The organism is Bacillus sp. FJAT-25509 (genome assembly GCF_001420605.1).
Lineage (GTDB): Bacteria > Bacillota > Bacilli > Bacillales > Bacillaceae_G > Gottfriedia.
Map to the genome: position 1 here is coordinate 73480 of NZ_LJIZ01000030.1, position 18244 is coordinate 91723.

Annotated in this window: 14 protein-coding genes; 1 reads left to right on the forward strand and 13 read right to left on the reverse strand. The window is 35.1% G+C overall.

Going from position 1 to position 18244, the window contains the following annotated elements; translation table 11 throughout:
• Nucleotides 1-40 precede the first annotated feature (40 nt).
• The 3 genes from AN960_RS18685 to AN960_RS18695 all read right to left on the reverse strand — a co-directional run bounded on the left by AN960_RS18685 (nucleotide 41) and on the right by AN960_RS18695 (nucleotide 3606).
• Nucleotides 41-1024 carry a tRNA dihydrouridine synthase gene (locus tag AN960_RS18685; RefSeq protein ID WP_056474688.1) on the reverse strand — a complete coding sequence of 328 codons (984 nt, stop codon included), beginning with the start codon at nucleotides 1022-1024 and terminating at the stop codon, nucleotides 41-43.
• A gap of 214 nt (nucleotides 1025-1238) precedes the next feature.
• Nucleotides 1239-2612, reverse strand: coding sequence for a 23S rRNA (uracil(1939)-C(5))-methyltransferase RlmD (gene rlmD / locus AN960_RS18690; RefSeq protein ID WP_056474690.1), 1374 nt, complete (start codon nucleotides 2610-2612; stop codon nucleotides 1239-1241).
• Between the two features lie 109 nt (nucleotides 2613-2721).
• Nucleotides 2722-3606 (reverse strand): diacylglycerol kinase, encoded by an 885-nt coding sequence (locus AN960_RS18695; protein ID WP_056474693.1) that lies wholly within the window; start codon nucleotides 3604-3606, stop codon nucleotides 2722-2724.
• Between the two features lie 262 nt (nucleotides 3607-3868).
• On the opposite strand from AN960_RS18695, the gene AN960_RS18700 reads away from it, so the two are divergent.
• Complete coding sequence (locus AN960_RS18700) at nucleotides 3869-4336, forward strand: formate/nitrite transporter family protein (protein ID WP_056474695.1); 468 nt, start codon at nucleotides 3869-3871, stop codon at nucleotides 4334-4336.
• A gap of 57 nt (nucleotides 4337-4393) precedes the next feature.
• Here AN960_RS18700 and gatB read toward each other — a convergent pair whose 3' ends face one another.
• From gatB to pcrB, 10 genes are all read right to left on the reverse strand, one after another.
• Complete coding sequence (gene gatB / locus AN960_RS18705; RefSeq protein ID WP_056474698.1) at nucleotides 4394-5824, reverse strand: Asp-tRNA(Asn)/Glu-tRNA(Gln) amidotransferase subunit GatB; 1431 nt, start codon at nucleotides 5822-5824, stop codon at nucleotides 4394-4396.
• Between the two features lie 15 nt (nucleotides 5825-5839).
• Nucleotides 5840-7294, reverse strand: coding sequence for an Asp-tRNA(Asn)/Glu-tRNA(Gln) amidotransferase subunit GatA (gene gatA, locus AN960_RS18710; RefSeq protein ID WP_056474701.1), 1455 nt, complete (start codon nucleotides 7292-7294; stop codon nucleotides 5840-5842).
• 14 nt (nucleotides 7295-7308) lie between these two features.
• Nucleotides 7309-7599 carry an Asp-tRNA(Asn)/Glu-tRNA(Gln) amidotransferase subunit GatC gene (gene gatC / locus AN960_RS18715; RefSeq protein WP_056474704.1) on the reverse strand — a complete coding sequence of 97 codons (291 nt, stop codon included), beginning with the start codon at nucleotides 7597-7599 and terminating at the stop codon, nucleotides 7309-7311.
• Between the two features lie 288 nt (nucleotides 7600-7887).
• Complete coding sequence (locus AN960_RS18720; protein ID WP_056474707.1) at nucleotides 7888-8412, reverse strand: deoxycytidylate deaminase; 525 nt, start codon at nucleotides 8410-8412, stop codon at nucleotides 7888-7890.
• Nucleotides 8413-8726: 314 nt separating this feature from the next.
• Nucleotides 8727-9944, reverse strand: coding sequence for an FtsW/RodA/SpoVE family cell cycle protein (locus AN960_RS18725; protein ID WP_056474709.1), 1218 nt, complete (start codon nucleotides 9942-9944; stop codon nucleotides 8727-8729).
• Between the two features lie 249 nt (nucleotides 9945-10193).
• Nucleotides 10194-11741, reverse strand: coding sequence for an L-glutamate gamma-semialdehyde dehydrogenase (gene pruA / locus AN960_RS18730; RefSeq protein ID WP_056474712.1), 1548 nt, complete (start codon nucleotides 11739-11741; stop codon nucleotides 10194-10196).
• 202 nt (nucleotides 11742-11943) lie between these two features.
• The gene (locus AN960_RS18735) at nucleotides 11944-13146 is read right to left on the reverse strand and encodes a CamS family sex pheromone protein (RefSeq protein WP_056474715.1); all 1203 of its coding nucleotides are present in this window, start codon (nucleotides 13144-13146) and stop codon (nucleotides 11944-11946) included.
• Nucleotides 13147-13220: 74 nt separating this feature from the next.
• On the reverse strand, nucleotides 13221-15221 hold the full coding sequence (gene ligA, locus AN960_RS18740) for an NAD-dependent DNA ligase LigA (RefSeq protein WP_056474718.1): 2001 nt from the start codon (nucleotides 15219-15221) through the stop codon (nucleotides 13221-13223).
• Nucleotides 15222-15237: 16 nt separating this feature from the next.
• The gene (gene pcrA, locus AN960_RS18745) at nucleotides 15238-17415 is read right to left on the reverse strand and encodes a DNA helicase PcrA (protein WP_056474721.1); all 2178 of its coding nucleotides are present in this window, start codon (nucleotides 17413-17415) and stop codon (nucleotides 15238-15240) included.
• On the reverse strand, nucleotides 17415-18113 hold the full coding sequence (pcrB, locus tag AN960_RS18750; protein ID WP_056474723.1) for a heptaprenylglyceryl phosphate synthase: 699 nt from the start codon (nucleotides 18111-18113) through the stop codon (nucleotides 17415-17417). Before pcrB ends, pcrA begins: the two co-directional genes overlap by 1 nt.
• Nucleotides 18114-18244 lie beyond the last annotated feature (131 nt).

Here is an 18244-nt window from a genome sequence, read left to right on the forward strand (position 1 = left end):
TATTTGTAGACTGTAATCGACAACACAATGGCTGACACTTTTACAGTTCTAATATTCCATCAAGATTATTTGACTCAAAGTTATTAAGCATTGCACGTACTTCATCTGTTGATGATGTACTCATTAATTGATTTCTTAATTCACTTGCCCCTCTAAACCCACGAACATATATCTTAAAAAAGCGATGTAAAGCCTTAAACGAACGCAGCTCTAAATATGAAAATTTATCATGGAGATCCATATGCAATCTTAAGAGATCAAGTAGTTCCTTACTGCTATGTTCTGTCGGCACCTTTTCAAAAGCAAATGGATTATGGAAAATACCACGCCCAATCATAACCCCATCAATACCGTATTGATGAGCGAGCTTTAAGCCAACTTGACGGTCAGTGATATCCCCATTGATCGTTAAGAGTGTATCTGGTGCCACTTCGTCGCGAAGTTTCTTTATCTCCGGTATTAGTTCCCAATGTGCATCCACTTTGCTCATTTCATCTCTTGTACGAAGATGGATGGACAGATTGGCAATGTCTTGTTTCAAAATATGAGTTAGCCAGTCACGCCATTCGTCTACCTCAGAGAAACCAATCCTTGTCTTTACACTTACAGGTAATCCTCCTGCTTTTGCTGCTTGTATTAATTCTGCTGCAACTTCTGGACGTCGGATCAGGCCGCTTCCCTTTCCGTGTCCTGCCACATTAGGTACAGGACAGCCCATATTAATATCCACACCACGAAAACCAAGTTCTGCCATACCAATACTCATTTGACGAAAAAATTCAGGCTTATCTCCCCAAATATGAGCTACCATTGGCTGTTCATCCTCTGTAAAAGCCAAACGCCCACGCACACTTTTATTTCCTTCTGGGTGACAATAACTCTCACTGTTTGTAAACTCTGTGAAAAACACATCTGGTCTGGCTGCTTCACTTACAACGTGGCGAAAAACAACATCCGTCACTTCTTCCATTGGTGCCAGTATAAAAAATGGTCGCGGTAAATCACGCCAAAAATTATCTTTCATCTTAATTTTCAAATCCTCTCATTATGGGATTCCAGTCAATTCTCATATCCCAAAATTAAAAAGCAAGATGCCCTTGCTTACACTTATACCTTTATTCACTTATTATTTCCACGCCATCAACCAGCAAACCTATGTTCTTAATTCATAAAGGTTTTGCTAAAAACTAAAGTACCTTGGTAGAACACTTGGTTGAAAAGGATTAGTGTCAGTTCTCTTACTTAAGTACTAATTTCGCGACAGCTTCTACGTGACTAGTATGTGGGAACATATCCACTGGCTGAATTTCTACTGTTTTATAACCACCGTCTTCAAGTACTCGTAAATCTCTTGCTAATGTGGCTGGATTACATGATACATAAACTACTTTGCTCGGTTTCATCTCAATGATTGTATTTAATAAAGCCTCGTCACAACCTTTTCTTGGAGGGTCTACAACTAATACTTCCGCTGTAATACCTTGCTTGTACCAATTAGGTATAACTTCTTCAGCTTTCCCTACTTCAAATTCAACATTTGTCATCTCATTAATTCTTGCATTTCGTTTCGCATCTTCAATCGCTTCTGGTACAATTTCAACACCATAAACCTTTTTAGCCTTTTGAGCTAAAAATAAGGAGATTGATCCGATTCCACAGTATGCATCAATAACTGTTTCACTTCCGTTTAAGCTTGTATACTCGAGTGCTTTATCATATAAAACCTTCGTTTGTGTAGGGTTTACTTGATAAAATGATCGAGCTGAAATTTCGAAAGTAATATCACCAATTTTATCTTTAATTGTTTCACTTCCGTATAATACAATTGTTTGATTTCCAAGAATCACATTTGTTTTTTCATTATTTACGTTTTGAATAATGCTTGTAATTGTTGGATACTTCTCAACAATTCTAGCTATTAATTCGTCTTTTTGGGCAAAGTTCTTTTTATTTGTAACAAGGACTAGCATTGATTCATTTGTATAGTATCCATAGCGTGCCATAATATGACGCAATAGTCCTTTATGGCCAACTTCATCGTATGGCTCAATTTTTAATTCCTCACAAAGATCTTTTACAGCTTGTATCATTTCATCATTTTCTTTTCCTTGAATGTAGCATTCATTCATTGGAATAATTTCGTGGCTTCTCTTTTGATAGAAACCAACAACTAGTCCACCTTCTAGTTCCCCTACTGGAACTTGTGCTTTGTTACGATAACTCCATGGATTTTCCATTCCTAGCACTGGATGGATTACAACGTCATCAAGTTTTCCAATTCGTTTTACAACTTCTACTACTTGTTTATGTTTCGCTTCGAGTTGGCCTTCGTAGCTCATATGTTGAGTTTGACACCCACCACATTGATTGTAAATCGAACAAATTGGTTCAACTCGAACATCACTTTCTTTTTGGAATTCAATAATTTTACCGAACCCAAAGCCTTTGCTTGTTTTTAGCACCTTAATTTGTGCTTTTTCACCAGGAAGTGCATTTGGTACAAAGATCGGATATCCATCCACCTTTGCAACTCCATGTCCCTCATGAGTTAAATCGATAAATTCAACATCAATAAATTGATTCTTTTCTACAGGTAACACTCTTTTCGACAAGTCCCTTACCTACCTTTCAACCTTTTATTAAACCATTTCATTATACAAAATAAATAACCACGTTAACTACCGTGGTTACTTTTTCTAGTATTTACTACTATTTCACTTATTATGGTACATAGATTTCTAGATGATTGTAAAGCATATCGACAGTACATGGTGTTTCTCCACCTAACTCACCATCAATATTTAATAGTAGTTTTTCATCAGACATAATTTTCAAATGGCTTGCTCTAGTATAAAGAACAAATTCATTTTGTACATGCTGACCTTTTAATAACTGAGCACATACTCTGATGATTTCGGCAATATTTGATTTCTTTAAGACTAATAAGTCAAATTGACCATCATTAATGCTTGCCTCAGGAGCGATTTTTTCAAATCCACCAACCGAATTAGTATTCGATAATAAGAACAAAAATGCTTCTTCATCAAATACTTTTCCGTCATACTCAATTTTTAATCGTGTAGGCTTAACTCTTGGTAACATTTCAATACCTTTTAAATAATATGCTAGCTGTCCTAACATTGTTTTTAGTTTACTAGGTACTTCATATGTTAATTCTGTAATTTTACCGGCAGCTAAAATATTTACAAAATATTTATCATCAACTCTTCCAATATCAAGGGGTACAGTTTGCCCATTTGTTATGACTTCAGCCGCTTCCATAATTGAAACATTCACACCAATTGCTCTAGCAAAATCATTTGTTGTCCCAACCGGGATTAATCCTAACTTTGGTCGATATTCTTGTTCTGCCATACCACTAATGACTTCATTAAGTGTTCCGTCTCCACCGCAAGCTACAACTAAATCAAATTTTCTTTCACATGCTTCTCTTGCTGCGATTGTCGCATCTCCTGCACCGGTTGTTGCATGACAAGAGGTTTCATAACCCGCTTGCTCGAACAATTGCAACACATCGGGAAGCTTTTTCTTAAAAATTTCACGACCAGAAGTAGGGTTGTAGATAATTCTAGCACGTTTCATCATTAACCATCCTACTTATTTATTTAAGTTCTCTAACTTATATCCTAACCTAAAAAGTTTTTGTAGTAAACTTTTTCCATTTACTTATCTATTTTTACCTTTATAAAGCATGTTCAAACCCAGATTGAAAAGCATAATTATATTATATTAAATTTATATTACATTGGTTTCTTTGCTATATTTTTCAACCATTTTGAACAACTTAACTATTATAGTACATATTGATGATAAATACATTAAAGTAGAATTAAGGATTGATAATGAGATGGAAAACAAACCGTTTGTGAATGTAGAGTATTTTGCTCTAAAAAAGTTAAAAATTTACCGTGATAGTGTTTTGCGTTTTTTATTAAGAGCAATAATGGCTAGTATGTTTATTGGCTTCGGAGTTATAGTAGCATTTAAATCAGGTCATTTCTTTCATGCTACTTATACACCTTTTGCTTACCCAATGGCTGTTATAACAATTACCGTCGCCATTCTTCTAATTGCATACGGCGGTGCTGACCTATTTATAGGAAACATATTTTATTTTGCCTATACTGCCATAAGAGGAAAAATGAAATGGCCAGAGGTGTTACATTTATGGCTTATATCTTACATTGGAAATATACTAGGTGCTGGTTGTTTTTCTTTATTAATACATATAACAGGATTATATAATGACCCAACAGTAAAGTGGATATCCTTTTGTATGCATCAACAAGCCAACCATATTATTGAATCATTTTGACTCTAAACAATGCAAAAAAACTACGAGCTTATAGCTCGTAGTTTTTTATTGATAGAGTTATCTTTTTTGAATTTCTTCCATTAAGATCTTATTTAATAGTGGTGGATTCGCTTGGCCTTTAGTCGCTTTCATCATTTGACCAACAAGGAAACCAATAGCTCGGTCCTTACCATTTTTAAAGTCTTCAATTGATTGTGGGTTAGCATCAAGAGTTTCAATAACGATTTTACGAAGTGCGCCTTCATCAGATAATTGTACTAAGCCTTTCGCTTTTACAATTTCGTTTGCGTCTCCGCCGTTTTCGATTAACTCAGTGAATACTTTTTTCGCAATCTTAGAAGAGATTGTACCGTCTGTAATTAACTTAAGCATACTAGATAAGTTTTCAGGCGTTAAAGAAACTTCATGTAGTTCTTTTTGTGATTTATTTAAGTATGCTGAAACTTCACCCATTAACCAGTTAGATGCTAATTTTGCATCTGCACCATTGTTAACAGTTTCATCGAAGAAATCAGACATTTCTTTTGTTAAAGTTAATACCATTGCATCGTATGCTGGTAAACCTAATTGCTCTACATAGCGTTTTTGACGAGCATCTGGAAGCTCGGGAATACTGTTGCGAACACGTTCTTTCCACTCATCATCAATGTATAGTTCAACTAAGTCTGGTTCTGGGAAGTAACGGTAATCATCCGATCCTTCTTTTACACGCATTAAGATTGTAGTCTTTGTAGCTTCATCGTAACGACGTGTTTCTTGTTGGATTACTCCACCAGATAATAATACTTTTTCTTGGCGAACTTGCTCGTGCTCTAGTCCTTTTTGAACGAAAGCAAATGAGTTTAAGTTCTTTAATTCTGCTTTTGTACCGAATTTCTCTTGTCCAAATGGACGTAAAGAAATATTAGCATCACAACGAAGTGAGCCTTCTTCCATTTTTACATCTGATACACCACTGAATTGAATAATTGACTTAAGTTTTTCTAAATATGCATAAGCCTCTTCAGGTGTTCTCATATCCGGCTCAGAAACGATTTCAATTAATGGAGTTCCTTGACGGTTAAAGTCTACTAATGAATAACCTTCATCTGTATGATTTAACTTTCCAGCATCCTCTTCTAAGTGAACGCGAGTAATGCCGATCCGTTTCTTTTTACCACCAACTTCAATTTCAATCCATCCATTTTCACCAATCGGCTTATCAAATTGAGAGATTTGGTAAGCTTTTGGATTATCAGGATAGAAATAGTTTTTACGGTCAAACTTTGTTTCAGTTGCAATTTCACAATTTAATGCCATTGCTGCCCTCATACCAAAGTTTACAGCTTCTTCATTTAATACTGGTAACACACCTGGATAACCTAAATCGATTACACCAGTGTTTGTATTTGGTTCTGCACCAAACGCATTAGGGCTTGGTGAGAAGATTTTTGATTTTGTTTTTAATTCTACGTGTACTTCTAAACCGATTATCGTTTCAAAATTCATCTTTCCCGCGCCTCCTTATAGTTGTGGTCTTTGTTTTGTAAAGTCAGTTGCTTGCTCGTATGCATGGGCAACTCTATAAATTGTAGACTCATCAAAATGTTTACCAATAATTTGTAATCCTAATGGAAGACCATTGTGGAAACCACAAGGAACAGAAATCGCAGGTACACCCGCTAAGTTAATTGGAATCGTTAAAATATCATTTGCGTACATTGTCATTGGATCACTTACTTTTTCGCCTACTTTAAATGCAGGAGTTGGTGTAGTTGGTCCAATAATAACATCATAGTTTTCAAATACTTTCTCGAAATCTTCTTTTATTAATGTACGTACTTGTTGAGCTTTTTTATAGTAAGCATCATAGTAACCAGAACTTAATGCATAAGTACCTAACATGATACGGCGTTTTACTTCATCACCAAAGCCTTCAGCTCTAGTTTTCTTATAAAGATCAATTAAGTTTTCTACATCAACTGCACGATGACCGTAGCGAATACCATCGAAACGAGCTAAGTTAGCAGATGCTTCAGATGAAGAAATTAAATAATATGTAGCTAATGCATATTTAGAATGTGGTAATGAAACCTCTTCCCAAGTAGCACCTAAGCTTTCTAATAAATTTAAAGCAGCCATAACAGATGCACGAGCTTCTTCACCAACACCTTCTCCTAAATATTCTTTAGGTACAGCGATACGAAGACCTTTTACATCACCTGTTAACGCCTTAGTAAATGAAGGAACTTCTACATTTGCTGAAGTTGAGTCACTTGCATCTAATCCTGAAATTGCTTGTAATAATAGTGCATTATCTTCTACATTTCTAGTAATTGGGCCAATTTGATCTAGAGAAGAAGCAAATGCTACTAAACCAGAACGAGATACACGACCATATGTAGGTTTTAAACCAACAACTCCACAGAATGAAGCTGGTTGACGGATTGATCCACCTGTATCAGAACCTAAAGAAAATAATACTTCTCCAGCAGCAACTGAAGCTGCAGACCCACCGCTACTTCCGCCTGGTACATATTCAGTATTCCAAGGATTACGAGTACCACCGAACGCAGAATTTTCATTAGATGAACCCATTGCAAATTCATCCATATTTAATTTACCGATCGTAATGCTTTCAGCTTGTGCTAATTTCGTTACAACTGTCGCATCATAAATTGGATTGAAGTTCTCAAGAATTTTACTCGCACAAGTAGTACGAAGACCCTTTGTAACGATATTATCTTTTACACCAATTGGCATACCAGAAAGAATTCCACGAGACTCATCCCAAGGCTTTTCATCAAGTGCTTTCGCTTGTTGACGCGCTTGCTCTTCATTTAAAGTTAAAAATGATTTTACTTCACCATCAACTGCAGAGATTCGCTCATATGATTCATTTACTAATTCTTCTACTTTAATCTCTTTTGATTTTAATTTGCTATGTAATTCTGAAACTGTATATTCAAATAATGACATTCTAATTCCCCCCCTTAATCCAATATTGACGGTACTTTAACTTGTCCATCTTTGTGGTCTGGTGCATTTTTCAGTACCTCTTCAATTGGTAAACCTTGACCTGGCTCATCTTTACGTAATACATTACGCATTTTTAGAACATGCGTAGTTGGTTTCACATTTGTTGTATCAAGTTCACCTAACTGCTCAGCAAAATCTAAAATTGCTCCAAGTTGTTTTGAAAACTTCTCTGCTTCTTCCTCAGTCACCGCTAAACGCGCTAAATGAGCAACGTGCTTAACTTGCTCCATTGTAATTTTTGACATTTATATGCACCTCCATATTATTCGCACAACATACAATATACTGATAATACCAAATTTCCCATGTGTCGGGCAACATTCCACTTAAATCCAAGTAAAATAATTACAGACTGCCCGTCATACGCTCGCTTTCTTCGTTTCTTCACCTAACTGAAGCTCATTATCGGATTGGACAACTCCGCTTCTCATTAGGATCACGAACCTCGAAAGACTTACGCTTTCAAACAGTCTGTACAGGATTTACCTACTTATAAAAATTAATCAAACGTTTGTTTAAATATGGATTAAAGTTTATTCGGTAGGGATTCTTGTTAGCTCAATTCCATATTTTTTAAAATACTCGATTGAATAATCATCCGGATAGCCCACATTATAAACAACTCTGGTAATCCCCGCTCCATTTATCATTTTCGCACAAGCTCGACATGGTGCAGTTGTACAATAGATTGTCCAATTATCACCTTTTGTTTTTTGAATCCCTGATTGTACTAGTTGATAAATTGCATTTTCTTCAGCATGGAAAGCATCACAGGGGTATTGATCTGAGTATTTACCACTATCTAATAACCCTTCTTGACGAGCAGCAAATCGCGGGCATCCCCCATCAATACAATGCTTAGCTCCCTTTGGATATCCATTATACCCAGAAGCAATTATTCTATTATCACTTACAATAACTGCTCCAACCCTTCGACTTCCACAAGTTGAACGAAGAGAAGTTATAAATGCCTGTCCTAAAAAATAAGAGTCCCAATCATCACGAGTTCCTAAAGGAATTGAATCTACTAATTGAATAATTCTCTGTAAAATTTGCATGGTATCCCTTCTCTCTGTTCACTATTGTTTATTTAAAATTATAGCATAATAATATGGGGAAGGGTTTAGTTGGAAGTAAAGTATTGGGCATAACAAAAAGAGCGTAAATTTATTTACACCCTTCAAGGTACTTAATACATAATGATTCTGAATTTGGTAAATTTATTATTTAGTACTTTTTATGAAATGATTCACAAATAATAATTAAAAAAACACTAAATTAAAAAATTTTCTAAATTATTATAATGTATAACAATTTTAAAATGATAATCAAAAACAAACTAGCGACTATGTATAGTAAAACTTTCATTCTCTTACCGAATATTTCTTTTTCCATACTCCCCTCTTTCTAAACTATAGAAAATGTATCCATTATAAGAATTCCTAACTGATTGTGTTAATCCTATTAATATCATATTTGATAACAGTGAACTCCCACCATAACTTAAAAATGGTAGCGTAATACCTGTTACAGGTAGCAAACCTATTGTCATTCCTATGTTTTGAAAGATTTGAAAAGCTAATACCGATACCGTACCTACACAAATCAAAGTTCCAAACAAATTATTGGCATTTTTCAATGCATCTAAAGAAATATTCACTATTCTACTTAGCAATAGAAAAAACAAAGCTATGCATAAAGCACCTCCAACAAATCCAAACTCTTCACCTATATTGGCAAAAATAAAATCAGTATGTTCTTCTGGGATGTAGACAACTCCATTTAAGTATCCTTTTCCAGAAAGTTGGCCAGTACCAATTGCAAGTAAGCCCTGTTTTGTTTGAAATCCAGCATCACTATGCTCAAATGGATCTAACCAGCCTTCAATTCTACTTCTCTGATGAGGCATTAATAAAGATAATATTCTTACTTCAAAGTAATTCGGAAATTTAGTTAAAATAACTAAAAGAGTAGAGATCATAAGTGTAGGAATTGAAATTAAAAATAACACAATTGATGTTTTAATCTTAGAACACAATATGATGGAGAAAATAATGACTAGAAAAATCATAGTCATCCCAGTGTCGGGTTGTTTAAGAACAATTAAAGTAGGTGGCAACGAAATAAGTAGAATTTTACATAACAATATTAAATCCGTTTTCACATTATTTATTTTAAATTTCTTATTATGTTTATCTACCAAGGCACTAATACTGATAAGCAAACTTATCTTCATAAATTCTGAAGGTTGAAACGAACCAATAAACGGTAGCTGAAACCATGCTTTTGCCCCGTTAACTGGTCTCGCAATACTTTCAGGAGCAAACATTAAAACAATTAAAAATACAATACTTGTTCCATAAATAATCCAGTTTATCCTTTTGATTCGATTAAGATCAATTTTCGCAACTAATAGAGATACTGTAAGTCCAATGAAATAAAAAACACTTTGCCTTACTACAAAACTTCCCTGATACTGACCACTTTTACTAGCCGAATAGATTGCAATTATACTAATAAACATTAAACAAAACATTAAAATTAGCATTATAAAGTCATAGGATTTGTAAAGATCTTTTTTAGGATTCATACTCAAAGTCCTCTAACTTTCATTTCTTTTAACCATTATACTAATTGCTTGATTCCATTTACTACGGAACAAGCTGATGTTTCGGAAAACGTTCTATTTTTAGACATACTATAGACAAAAGTAATCTTTATCTTTTGATGATAAATAAGAAATGAAATGTAATACAAAGAAAACCCCACAAAGAATTAATTTCTTCGTGGGGTTTCTTCTATTAAAAGATGTTTATAAAACAAACCTTTACTCTATTTATTAAAGCATTTCTGAAGTTGTTTTACCTTGCATGTGAAGAACTAGGTAGTCTGGTCCGCCTGCTTTTGAGTCAGTACCTGACATGTTGAATCCACCAAATGGTTGGTAACCAACGATTGCACCAGTACATCCACGGTTGAAGTATAAGTTACCAGCGTGGAAGTCTTCACGTGCTTTTTCGATGTTTGCACGGTTGTTAGAGATTACAGCACCTGTTAAACCGTATTCAGTGTTGTTAGCAATTTCTAAAGCGTGATCAAAGTCTTTAGCTTTGCAGAATGCTACAACTGGTCCAAAGATTTCTTCTTTCATTAAACGAGCGTCTTCAGCAACGTCAGCAACGATTGTTGGTTTGATGAACCAACCAGTAGAGTCGTCTCCTTCTCCACCTGTTACTACACGGCCTTCTTCACGTCCGATTTGTACGTAGCTCATTACTTTATTGAAAGCAGCTTGGTCATTAACTGGACCCATGTAAGTTGAACGGTCTTCTGGGTTTCCAACAGTTAATTCGTTTGTTAATTCAATTGCACGAGCAAGAACTTGATCATACACATCTTGGTGAATTACTGCACGAGAACATGCTGAACATTTTTGACCAGAGAATCCGAATGCAGATGAAACGATTGATTTAGCAGCTAATTCTAAATCAGCTTCTTTATCAATTACCATTGTGTCTTTACCGCCCATTTCAGCGATAACACGTTTTAACCAGATTTGACCTGGGTTTACTTTTGCAGCGCGCTCATAAATACGGATACCTACTTCTTTAGAGCCAGTAAAGCTGATGAAACGAGTGCGAGGGTGATCAACTAAGTAATCTCCTACTTCAGCACCACTACCTGGTACGAAGTTTACTACGCCTGCAGGTAATCCAGCTTCTTCTAATACTTCTAAGAATTTGTAAGCAACTACTGGAGTTGTACTTGCTGGTTTTAATAGAACTGTGTTACCAGTTACTACAGCAGCTACAGTTGTTCCAGCCATGATTGCAAATGGGAAGTTCCAAGGAGAGATTACAACACCAACTCCTAATGGAATGTAGTTGAAACGGTTATATTCACCAGGACGGCTTTCAACAGGAATTCCGTCTTTTAATTGTAACATTTGACGAGCATAGAACTCTAAGAAATCAATTGCTTCAGCTGTATCAGCATCTGCCTCATTCCAAGGTTTACCAGCTTCTTTAGTTAATAAAGCTGAGAATTCGTGTTTACGGCGACGAATAATTGCAGCCGCACGGAATAAGATGTCAGCACGAACTTCAGGTTTAACTTTTTTCCATGTATTAAAAGTTGTATCAGCAATTTGCATAGCTTTTTCAGCTAAGTCACGGCTTGCTTTAGATACAGAACCAATAACTTCTTTATGATTCGAAGGATTTACAGATACGATCTGTTCGTCTGTAAAGATACGCTCTCCACCAATGATTAGTGGATATTTTTCACCTAAATAAGATGAAACTTTTGCTAATCCTTGATTGTATTGTTCTTGATTTTCCTCTAAGCCAAAGTTAGTAAATGGCTCATGTTTGTAAGGTATAACCATTGAATAAATCCCCCTTTAGTTTGAAAATAGCAATTACTGTAACCGTTTTTCTATCAGTTTTTTCAGTAAATTGCTAGTAGAATAACTACTGTATAAAAAACTCACATTTACATAATACAATATTCCTATATATTCTTCAAATATGAAACGCTTACAGATTCTTCCCTTAAATAAAAAAAAAGGAAGAGTAGTCCTCTTCCTATTAGTTATAAATATGCACACTTGGTTCCTTAGCATTTACTTCTTTTACGATGAGTGCTTCCTGTCCATTAGATGAGAATATATTCGTCTCAACCTTTAAGTATGAAGGGAAATGGTCCATCATAAGTCCCGCTACATATTGGGTAAAAGCTATGACTTCTGCCTTACCATAAAATTGCATAGGTATATCAATTTTTAGTTGTATTAATTCATTATCCTTATAAAAACCAGTGCCTACAACACCAGTATAATTCGGAAAATAATTTTCTATATCTGATTTAAAATTAACCATTTTCATTGCATCATCTCGGTAATCAGCAGTCGCAGCAGCTGAAGGGAATAAATAATACTTCTCATTTATTTTATCCCAATTACTAATCGAGAAGTCATTTCCAGAAACTGAAGTCATAGCAACATAGTTTCCAGGTACTACAGATGACTGGCTTTGCTGACGGAAAATAGCAAATGTGATTGGTATATCTTTAAATTCGTCCATTTTTCGCACTCGCGTCAAAATTTCTTGAGCGATTGCTTTACCTTGTTTAATCATTTCATCTTGAGGTATTTTAAGCTCTCTTGGGTAGCCATGTTCCTCTTGATAATAATAAACAGAGTTCATTGCTAAACCAATTGCTACTCCCTCAACTTTAACTTCTTTCCCATTCTTTTTTAGATAATCCTGCTCTAAAATAGAATTTAAAAAAATCGGAGCTTGTTTAGCTTTTTGATCTTCGGTAAGATTTTTTGTGTCCGTTTGAATTGGATTCAATCCATCGTTTGTAATCGAATTCGGTTTTAAATTTGCGTTCTTAAGTGCATCTTGTTTTTGTTTAAATTGTGAAGGAGTATACTTCCTTTTTAGCCAAGATTCCACTGTTTTTTTACTTAATAATTGTCCTTCTTGATACAAGTAATCTTTTGTTGAATATTGCTCTTGTACAATTCGCATTAAACCTAATTCAAATTCACTAATATCAAGTCTATTATCGATATTTGCAACGACAGCACCTCTTGTTTTGCTTGGCTTAAATGGAAGTATTGTCTTGTAGTAATCATTTGAAATTGAGTAACGGGGTATGATTGCGTCTTCCCCTTTTTTGTTATTGCTCTCTTGTACAACCTTATCTTCATTCTTTATTGATAATGAACACCCAGATAAGATGAGCGAAAAACAACATAGGAGCATTCCTATACGTTTTTTCATCTAACTCACACCTTCTACTTATTAAGTGAACGAACTAATACCTCATTAATCCGCCCTCTAGTTGATTGAAATAGTTATTGTGGTTGAAGCTCTTTAATCATTCTCTCTTCATCCCAAACTTCGATATTTAATTTACGTGCAGCATCTAATTTCGATCCAGCAGCCTCACCTGCAATGACTAAATCAGTACTCTTACTAACACTTCCAGCTACTTTTGCTCCAAGTGCTTCTAACTGCTTCTTAGCCTCACTTCTAGTCATCTGTTCTAGCTTACCAGTTAATACTACCGTTTTACCAGCAAAAAGAGAATCCATATTAATATTTTCTACTTGAATCCCTTTATATTCAGTATTTACTCCAACAATTTTAAACGTTGAAATAAGTTCTTTTACTTCGTCCTGTGAAAAATATTCATTGATTGACTGGGCCATTTTAGAACCAATTTCATTAATTCCGGTAATTTCCTCAACAGATGCCTCCATCAGTCGATCAATTGTTTGGAAATGCTGTGCTAATGTTTTTGCTGCTTTAGCTCCAACATGACGAACCCCTAAACCAAACAATAATTTTTCTAGTGAATTTTCTTTAGAAGTTTGAATTGCAGAAACTAATTTATCTGCTGACTTTTCTCCAAATCGTTCTAGTGATAATAATTGTTCTTTCGTTAGAAGGTAAAGATCTGTAAATGTCTTAATCAAATTAGCATCGAATAATTGCGATACTACTCTTTCCCCTAAACCGTCGATATTCATTGCATCACGAGACGCAAAATGAATTAATCCTTCACGAATTTGAGATGGACAGAATGGATTTACACAACGTAGTGCCACTTCACCTGCCACTCTTATTAACTCATGATCACATGAAGGGCAGTGAGTTGGCATTGCAAAAGGCTGCTCATCACCAGTACGACGATCTAATAGTACATTTACAACTTCAGGAATAATATCTCCAGCCTTGCGAATAACGACTGAGTCACCAATTCGAATGTCTTTTTCTTTAATTAAATCTTCATTATGAAGTGATGCACGTTTTACTACTGTCCCTGCAACACGAACAGGTTCTAAAATTGCAGTTGGTGTTACCACTCCTGTACGACCAACACTTAATTCGATATCTACTAATTTTGTAACTACCTCTTCAGCTGGGAACTTATATGCAATAGCCCATCTTGGTACTTTAGCTGTTGATCCTAACTTTTTCTGAGTACTGTATTCATCCACTTTTATGACAATTCCATCAATCTCATATGGCAATGATGGGCGTTTTTCTTTCCATTCCTCAACGTATGCAATTACTTCTTCAATTGTATGGCATGATTTGCGGAAAGTATTTGTTTTAAATCCAAGTTTGTGAAGATAGTCTAAGGCTTCGCTATGCTTTTGAATTGAAAATTCTTCAGCTGTAGGGAATCCATAAACAAAGAACGATAAATCTCTCTTTGCAACAATTTTTGGGTCAAGTTGGCGTAATGAACCAGCCGCTGCATTTCTTGGATTTGCAAATAATTCTTCCCCATTCTTTTCACGCGCTTCATTAACCTTTTCGAAGCTAGCTTTTGGCATGAATGCTTCACCACGAGCTTCTATTGTAATTGGCTCAGAAAGTCTTAATGGAATTGCTTTAATCGTCTTTAAATTATGCGTAATATCTTCACCAACTGTACCATCACCACGAGTTGCACCTTTGACAAACAATCCATTTTCATATTGAAGTGAAACGGCTAAGCCGTCAATTTTAAGTTCACAAACATAAGAAGCTTGCGCTGAATCCTGTCTAATTCTTTGGTCGAAATCTCTTAAATCACCTTCATTAAACGCATTTCCAAGGCTTAACATTGGATGACTGTGAACGACTTTTTCGAATAAATCGATTGCCTGTCCACCTATACGTTGAGATGGAGAATCTGGTGTTAAAATGTTTGGATACTGTTCTTCTAAACTAATTAATTCATGTAATAGTGAGTCAAACTCGGCATCTGGCACTGAAGGTTGATCAAGTACATAATACTCATAGTTGTATTGATTTAATTTTGTTCTTAGTTCTTCAACTTTATCAATGATTTTTTGATCCATGAGCTCTCCATCCCTTCTATGCTTTCGTAATTGGAGCAAATTTTGCTAATAAACGCTTAATACCGACAGGACTCGGGAATGCAATATCTAACTCCATTGCTTCACCTTCTCCTTTTACACTTACAACTGTACCAATTCCCCATTTACCATGAGAAGCTTTATCTCCAACTCGCCAACCGTGTGACTCGCCACCTGTTGTTCTCATAGCCACTGCTGGTCTTGAAACAGCACGGCGCTCAGTTACAACCTTCTTATTTGCACGATCTAATAGTTCATCAGGAATTTCATTTATAAAACGAGATTCTTGGTTTACACTAGTGCGACCATAAAGTGTACGTGTTTGAGCATTTGTAATGTATAAATCCTTTTCCGCACGTGTTATCCCTACATATGCTAATCTTCTTTCTTCTTCCATTTCTTCTTCGTCCATTAAAGAACGGCTATGTGGGAATATACCTTCTTCCAAACCGATTAGAAAGACTACTGGGAACTCTAATCCTTTTGCAGAGTGAAGCGTCATAAGTATAACCTCATCTGCTTGTGACTCCTCTTTATCCGCTTGATCAATATCAGAAACTAATGCTAAATCAGTTAAAAATGATACTAAACTTTTATCCTCACTGCTTTCTTCAAAAGCATTTGTAACTGTTAAAAACTCTTCAATATTTTCGATTCTAGATGCAGATTCAATAGTATTTTCATCTTTTAACACTTGGATATAACCTGTTTTATCAAGAACTTCCTCAACAAGCTCAGTAACTGATAAATAATCCAACATTTGCTGCCAGTTTTTCGCCATAGCATGGAAATCTCCGACTGCTTTCGTAATTTTTCCACTTAATCCAACGAAATCAATTTGCTCTAAAGTATCAGATAAAGATAAGTCATTCATTATGCTATAGTTAATAATTTTATCTACAGACGCTGCGCCTACACCGCGTTTTGGCACATTAATTATTCTTGAAAAACTGATCTCGTCATTTGGATTGGCAATAAATCTTAAGTAAGCAAGTAAATCTTTAATCTCTTTACGATCATAGAACTTTACTCCGCCGACCATTTTATAAGGAATATTAGACTTAACTAAAACTTCCTCCATTGCACGTGATTGCGCATTCGTACGATAAAGAATAGCAACATCACCATATTGATGAACTCCTTCTTTTTTCCACTCGGCTAGCTTTCCAGCTACAAAATATCCTTCGTCCTGTTCTGAGGCAGCTCTAAAATAATGTATCGGTGTACCTTGTCCATTTTCTGTCCAAAGCTTTTTCGCTTTACGGTTTGAATTGTTCGTAATAACCGCGTTAGCAGCATCAAGAATCGTTTGAGTCGAACGGTAATTTTGTTCTAACAGAATTACTTGTGCTTTATCATAATCTTTTTCGAATGAAAGAATATTAGAAATATCTGCTCCACGCCAGCGATAAATTGATTGATCTGAATCACCAACTACACAAATATTTTTAAATTGCTCGGCAAGCAATTTTACAATTTTATACTGAGCATGGTTGGTATCTTGATACTCATCCACGTGAATATATTGAAATTTTCGTTGATAATATTGTAGTACTTCTGGAACACGTTCAAATAAATTAATTGTCATCATTATTAAATCGTCAAAGTCTAATGAATGATTTTTACGTAATCGGTCTTGATAAGATGCATAAATTTCACCAACAACTTTTTCAAATGGAGTAAAAGCATCTCGTGAATAATCTGCAGCAGTTTGCAGTTCATTTTTTGCACTACTAATAGAACCTAGAATACTACGAGGATCAAATTTCTTTGAATCTAAGTTTTTCTCTTTCAGAATATTTTTTATGACTGTTAATTGGTCAGTTGTATCTAAGATAGAAAAACTTCTATTAAAGCCAATACGATCAATATCTCTACGAAGAATGCGAACACACATTGAGTGGAATGTTGAAACCCAAATATCTTCTGCATCTTTTCCAACTAGATTAAATATACGCTCTCGCATCTCTCTAGCTGCTTTATTTGTAAAGGTGATCGCAAGTATATTCCAAGGAGCAACACCTTTTTCACCTAATAAATACGCAATTCGATGTGTTAGTACTCGAGTCTTACCTGAACCTGCTCCAGCCATAATTAATAAAGGACCATCAACCGTTTTAACGGCTTCTTTTTGCATTGGATTTAAACCTTGCAATAATTCTTCTGCTGTTTTCATTACTTCGTCGCTCCTTCTTTCACAGCTTTCACGGTAAGTAAAGCTTCTTGTAAGTTCTCATATATAATGTTCCCAACAACAATCGTATCAGCAAATTGCTTCATCTCAATTGCTTGTTGAGTTGATGTAATTCCACCGCCATAGAATAATTTCGTTTTGTTTAATACTTTTGATACTTCTTCTACCACTTGGGGTGAACCATATGTGCCGCTATATTCTAAATAAAAAATCGGTAATTTTAATAATTGCTCAGAAACTTCCGCATAAGCTACAACATCTTCTACTGAAAGATCTGTCACTGCACTTGTCAGCTTTGCAGCCTTGCAATCTTTATTTAATATACAATAACCTTCCATCACCAATTCTTCAGCATGAACTAAATGTGCGAATTCTTTCATTGCTTGTTGATGCATTCCAATAATCCACTTTGGATCATTACTATTTAAAACTGTCGGGATAAAATAAAAATCATAACCTGGGGTTACGGCTTCAAGATTTGATACCTCCAAAATACATGGTACTGCATAACGTCTTATTCTAACTAGTAGAGATATCGTAGCATCTAACGTTACATCGTCCGTTCCACCAACTAATATTGCATCCGTTCCTGACTCACAAATTTTTTCTAATTCATCATCAGAGATTTCTTTGTTTGGATCTAATTTAAATATGTGATTCCATTGTGAATAATCGTACATTTTGTCCTCCGGAATTGTTTTTTAACATTAATTTATCTATTTTATTAAGTACTTTTTATCAAAAATATAAATGTATTGTATCTTATAAAAAAGGAAAAGTAACCCTACGTCGCCATTTTAAGTAATTAATA

Coding starts and splice junctions, on each gene's coding strand:
- AN960_RS18685 (WP_056474688.1), bottom strand. CDS start 1,024: ATGAAAGATAATTTTTGGCGTGATTTACCGCGACCATTTTTTATACTG.
- AN960_RS18695 (WP_056474693.1), bottom strand. CDS start 3,606: ATGATGAAACGTGCTAGAATTATCTACAACCCTACTTCTGGTCGTGAA.
- AN960_RS18700 (WP_056474695.1), top strand. CDS start 3,869: ATGGAAAACAAACCGTTTGTGAATGTAGAGTATTTTGCTCTAAAAAAG.
- gatB (WP_056474698.1), bottom strand. CDS start 5,824: ATGAATTTTGAAACGATAATCGGTTTAGAAGTACACGTAGAATTAAAA.
- gatA (WP_056474701.1), bottom strand. CDS start 7,294: ATGTCATTATTTGAATATACAGTTTCAGAATTACATAGCAAATTAAAA.
- gatC (WP_056474704.1), bottom strand. CDS start 7,599: ATGTCAAAAATTACAATGGAGCAAGTTAAGCACGTTGCTCATTTAGCG.
- AN960_RS18720 (WP_056474707.1), bottom strand. CDS start 8,412: ATGCAAATTTTACAGAGAATTATTCAATTAGTAGATTCAATTCCTTTA.
- AN960_RS18725 (WP_056474709.1), bottom strand. CDS start 9,944: ATGAATCCTAAAAAAGATCTTTACAAATCCTATGACTTTATAATGCTA.
- pruA (WP_056474712.1), bottom strand. CDS start 11,741: ATGGTTATACCTTACAAACATGAGCCATTTACTAACTTTGGCTTAGAG.
- AN960_RS18735 (WP_056474715.1), bottom strand. CDS start 13,146: ATGAAAAAACGTATAGGAATGCTCCTATGTTGTTTTTCGCTCATCTTA.
- ligA (WP_056474718.1), bottom strand. CDS start 15,221: ATGGATCAAAAAATCATTGATAAAGTTGAAGAACTAAGAACAAAATTA.
- pcrA (WP_056474721.1), bottom strand. CDS start 17,415: ATGAAAACAGCAGAAGAATTATTGCAAGGTTTAAATCCAATGCAAAAA.
- pcrB (WP_056474723.1), bottom strand. CDS start 18,113: ATGTACGATTATTCACAATGGAATCACATATTTAAATTAGATCCAAAC.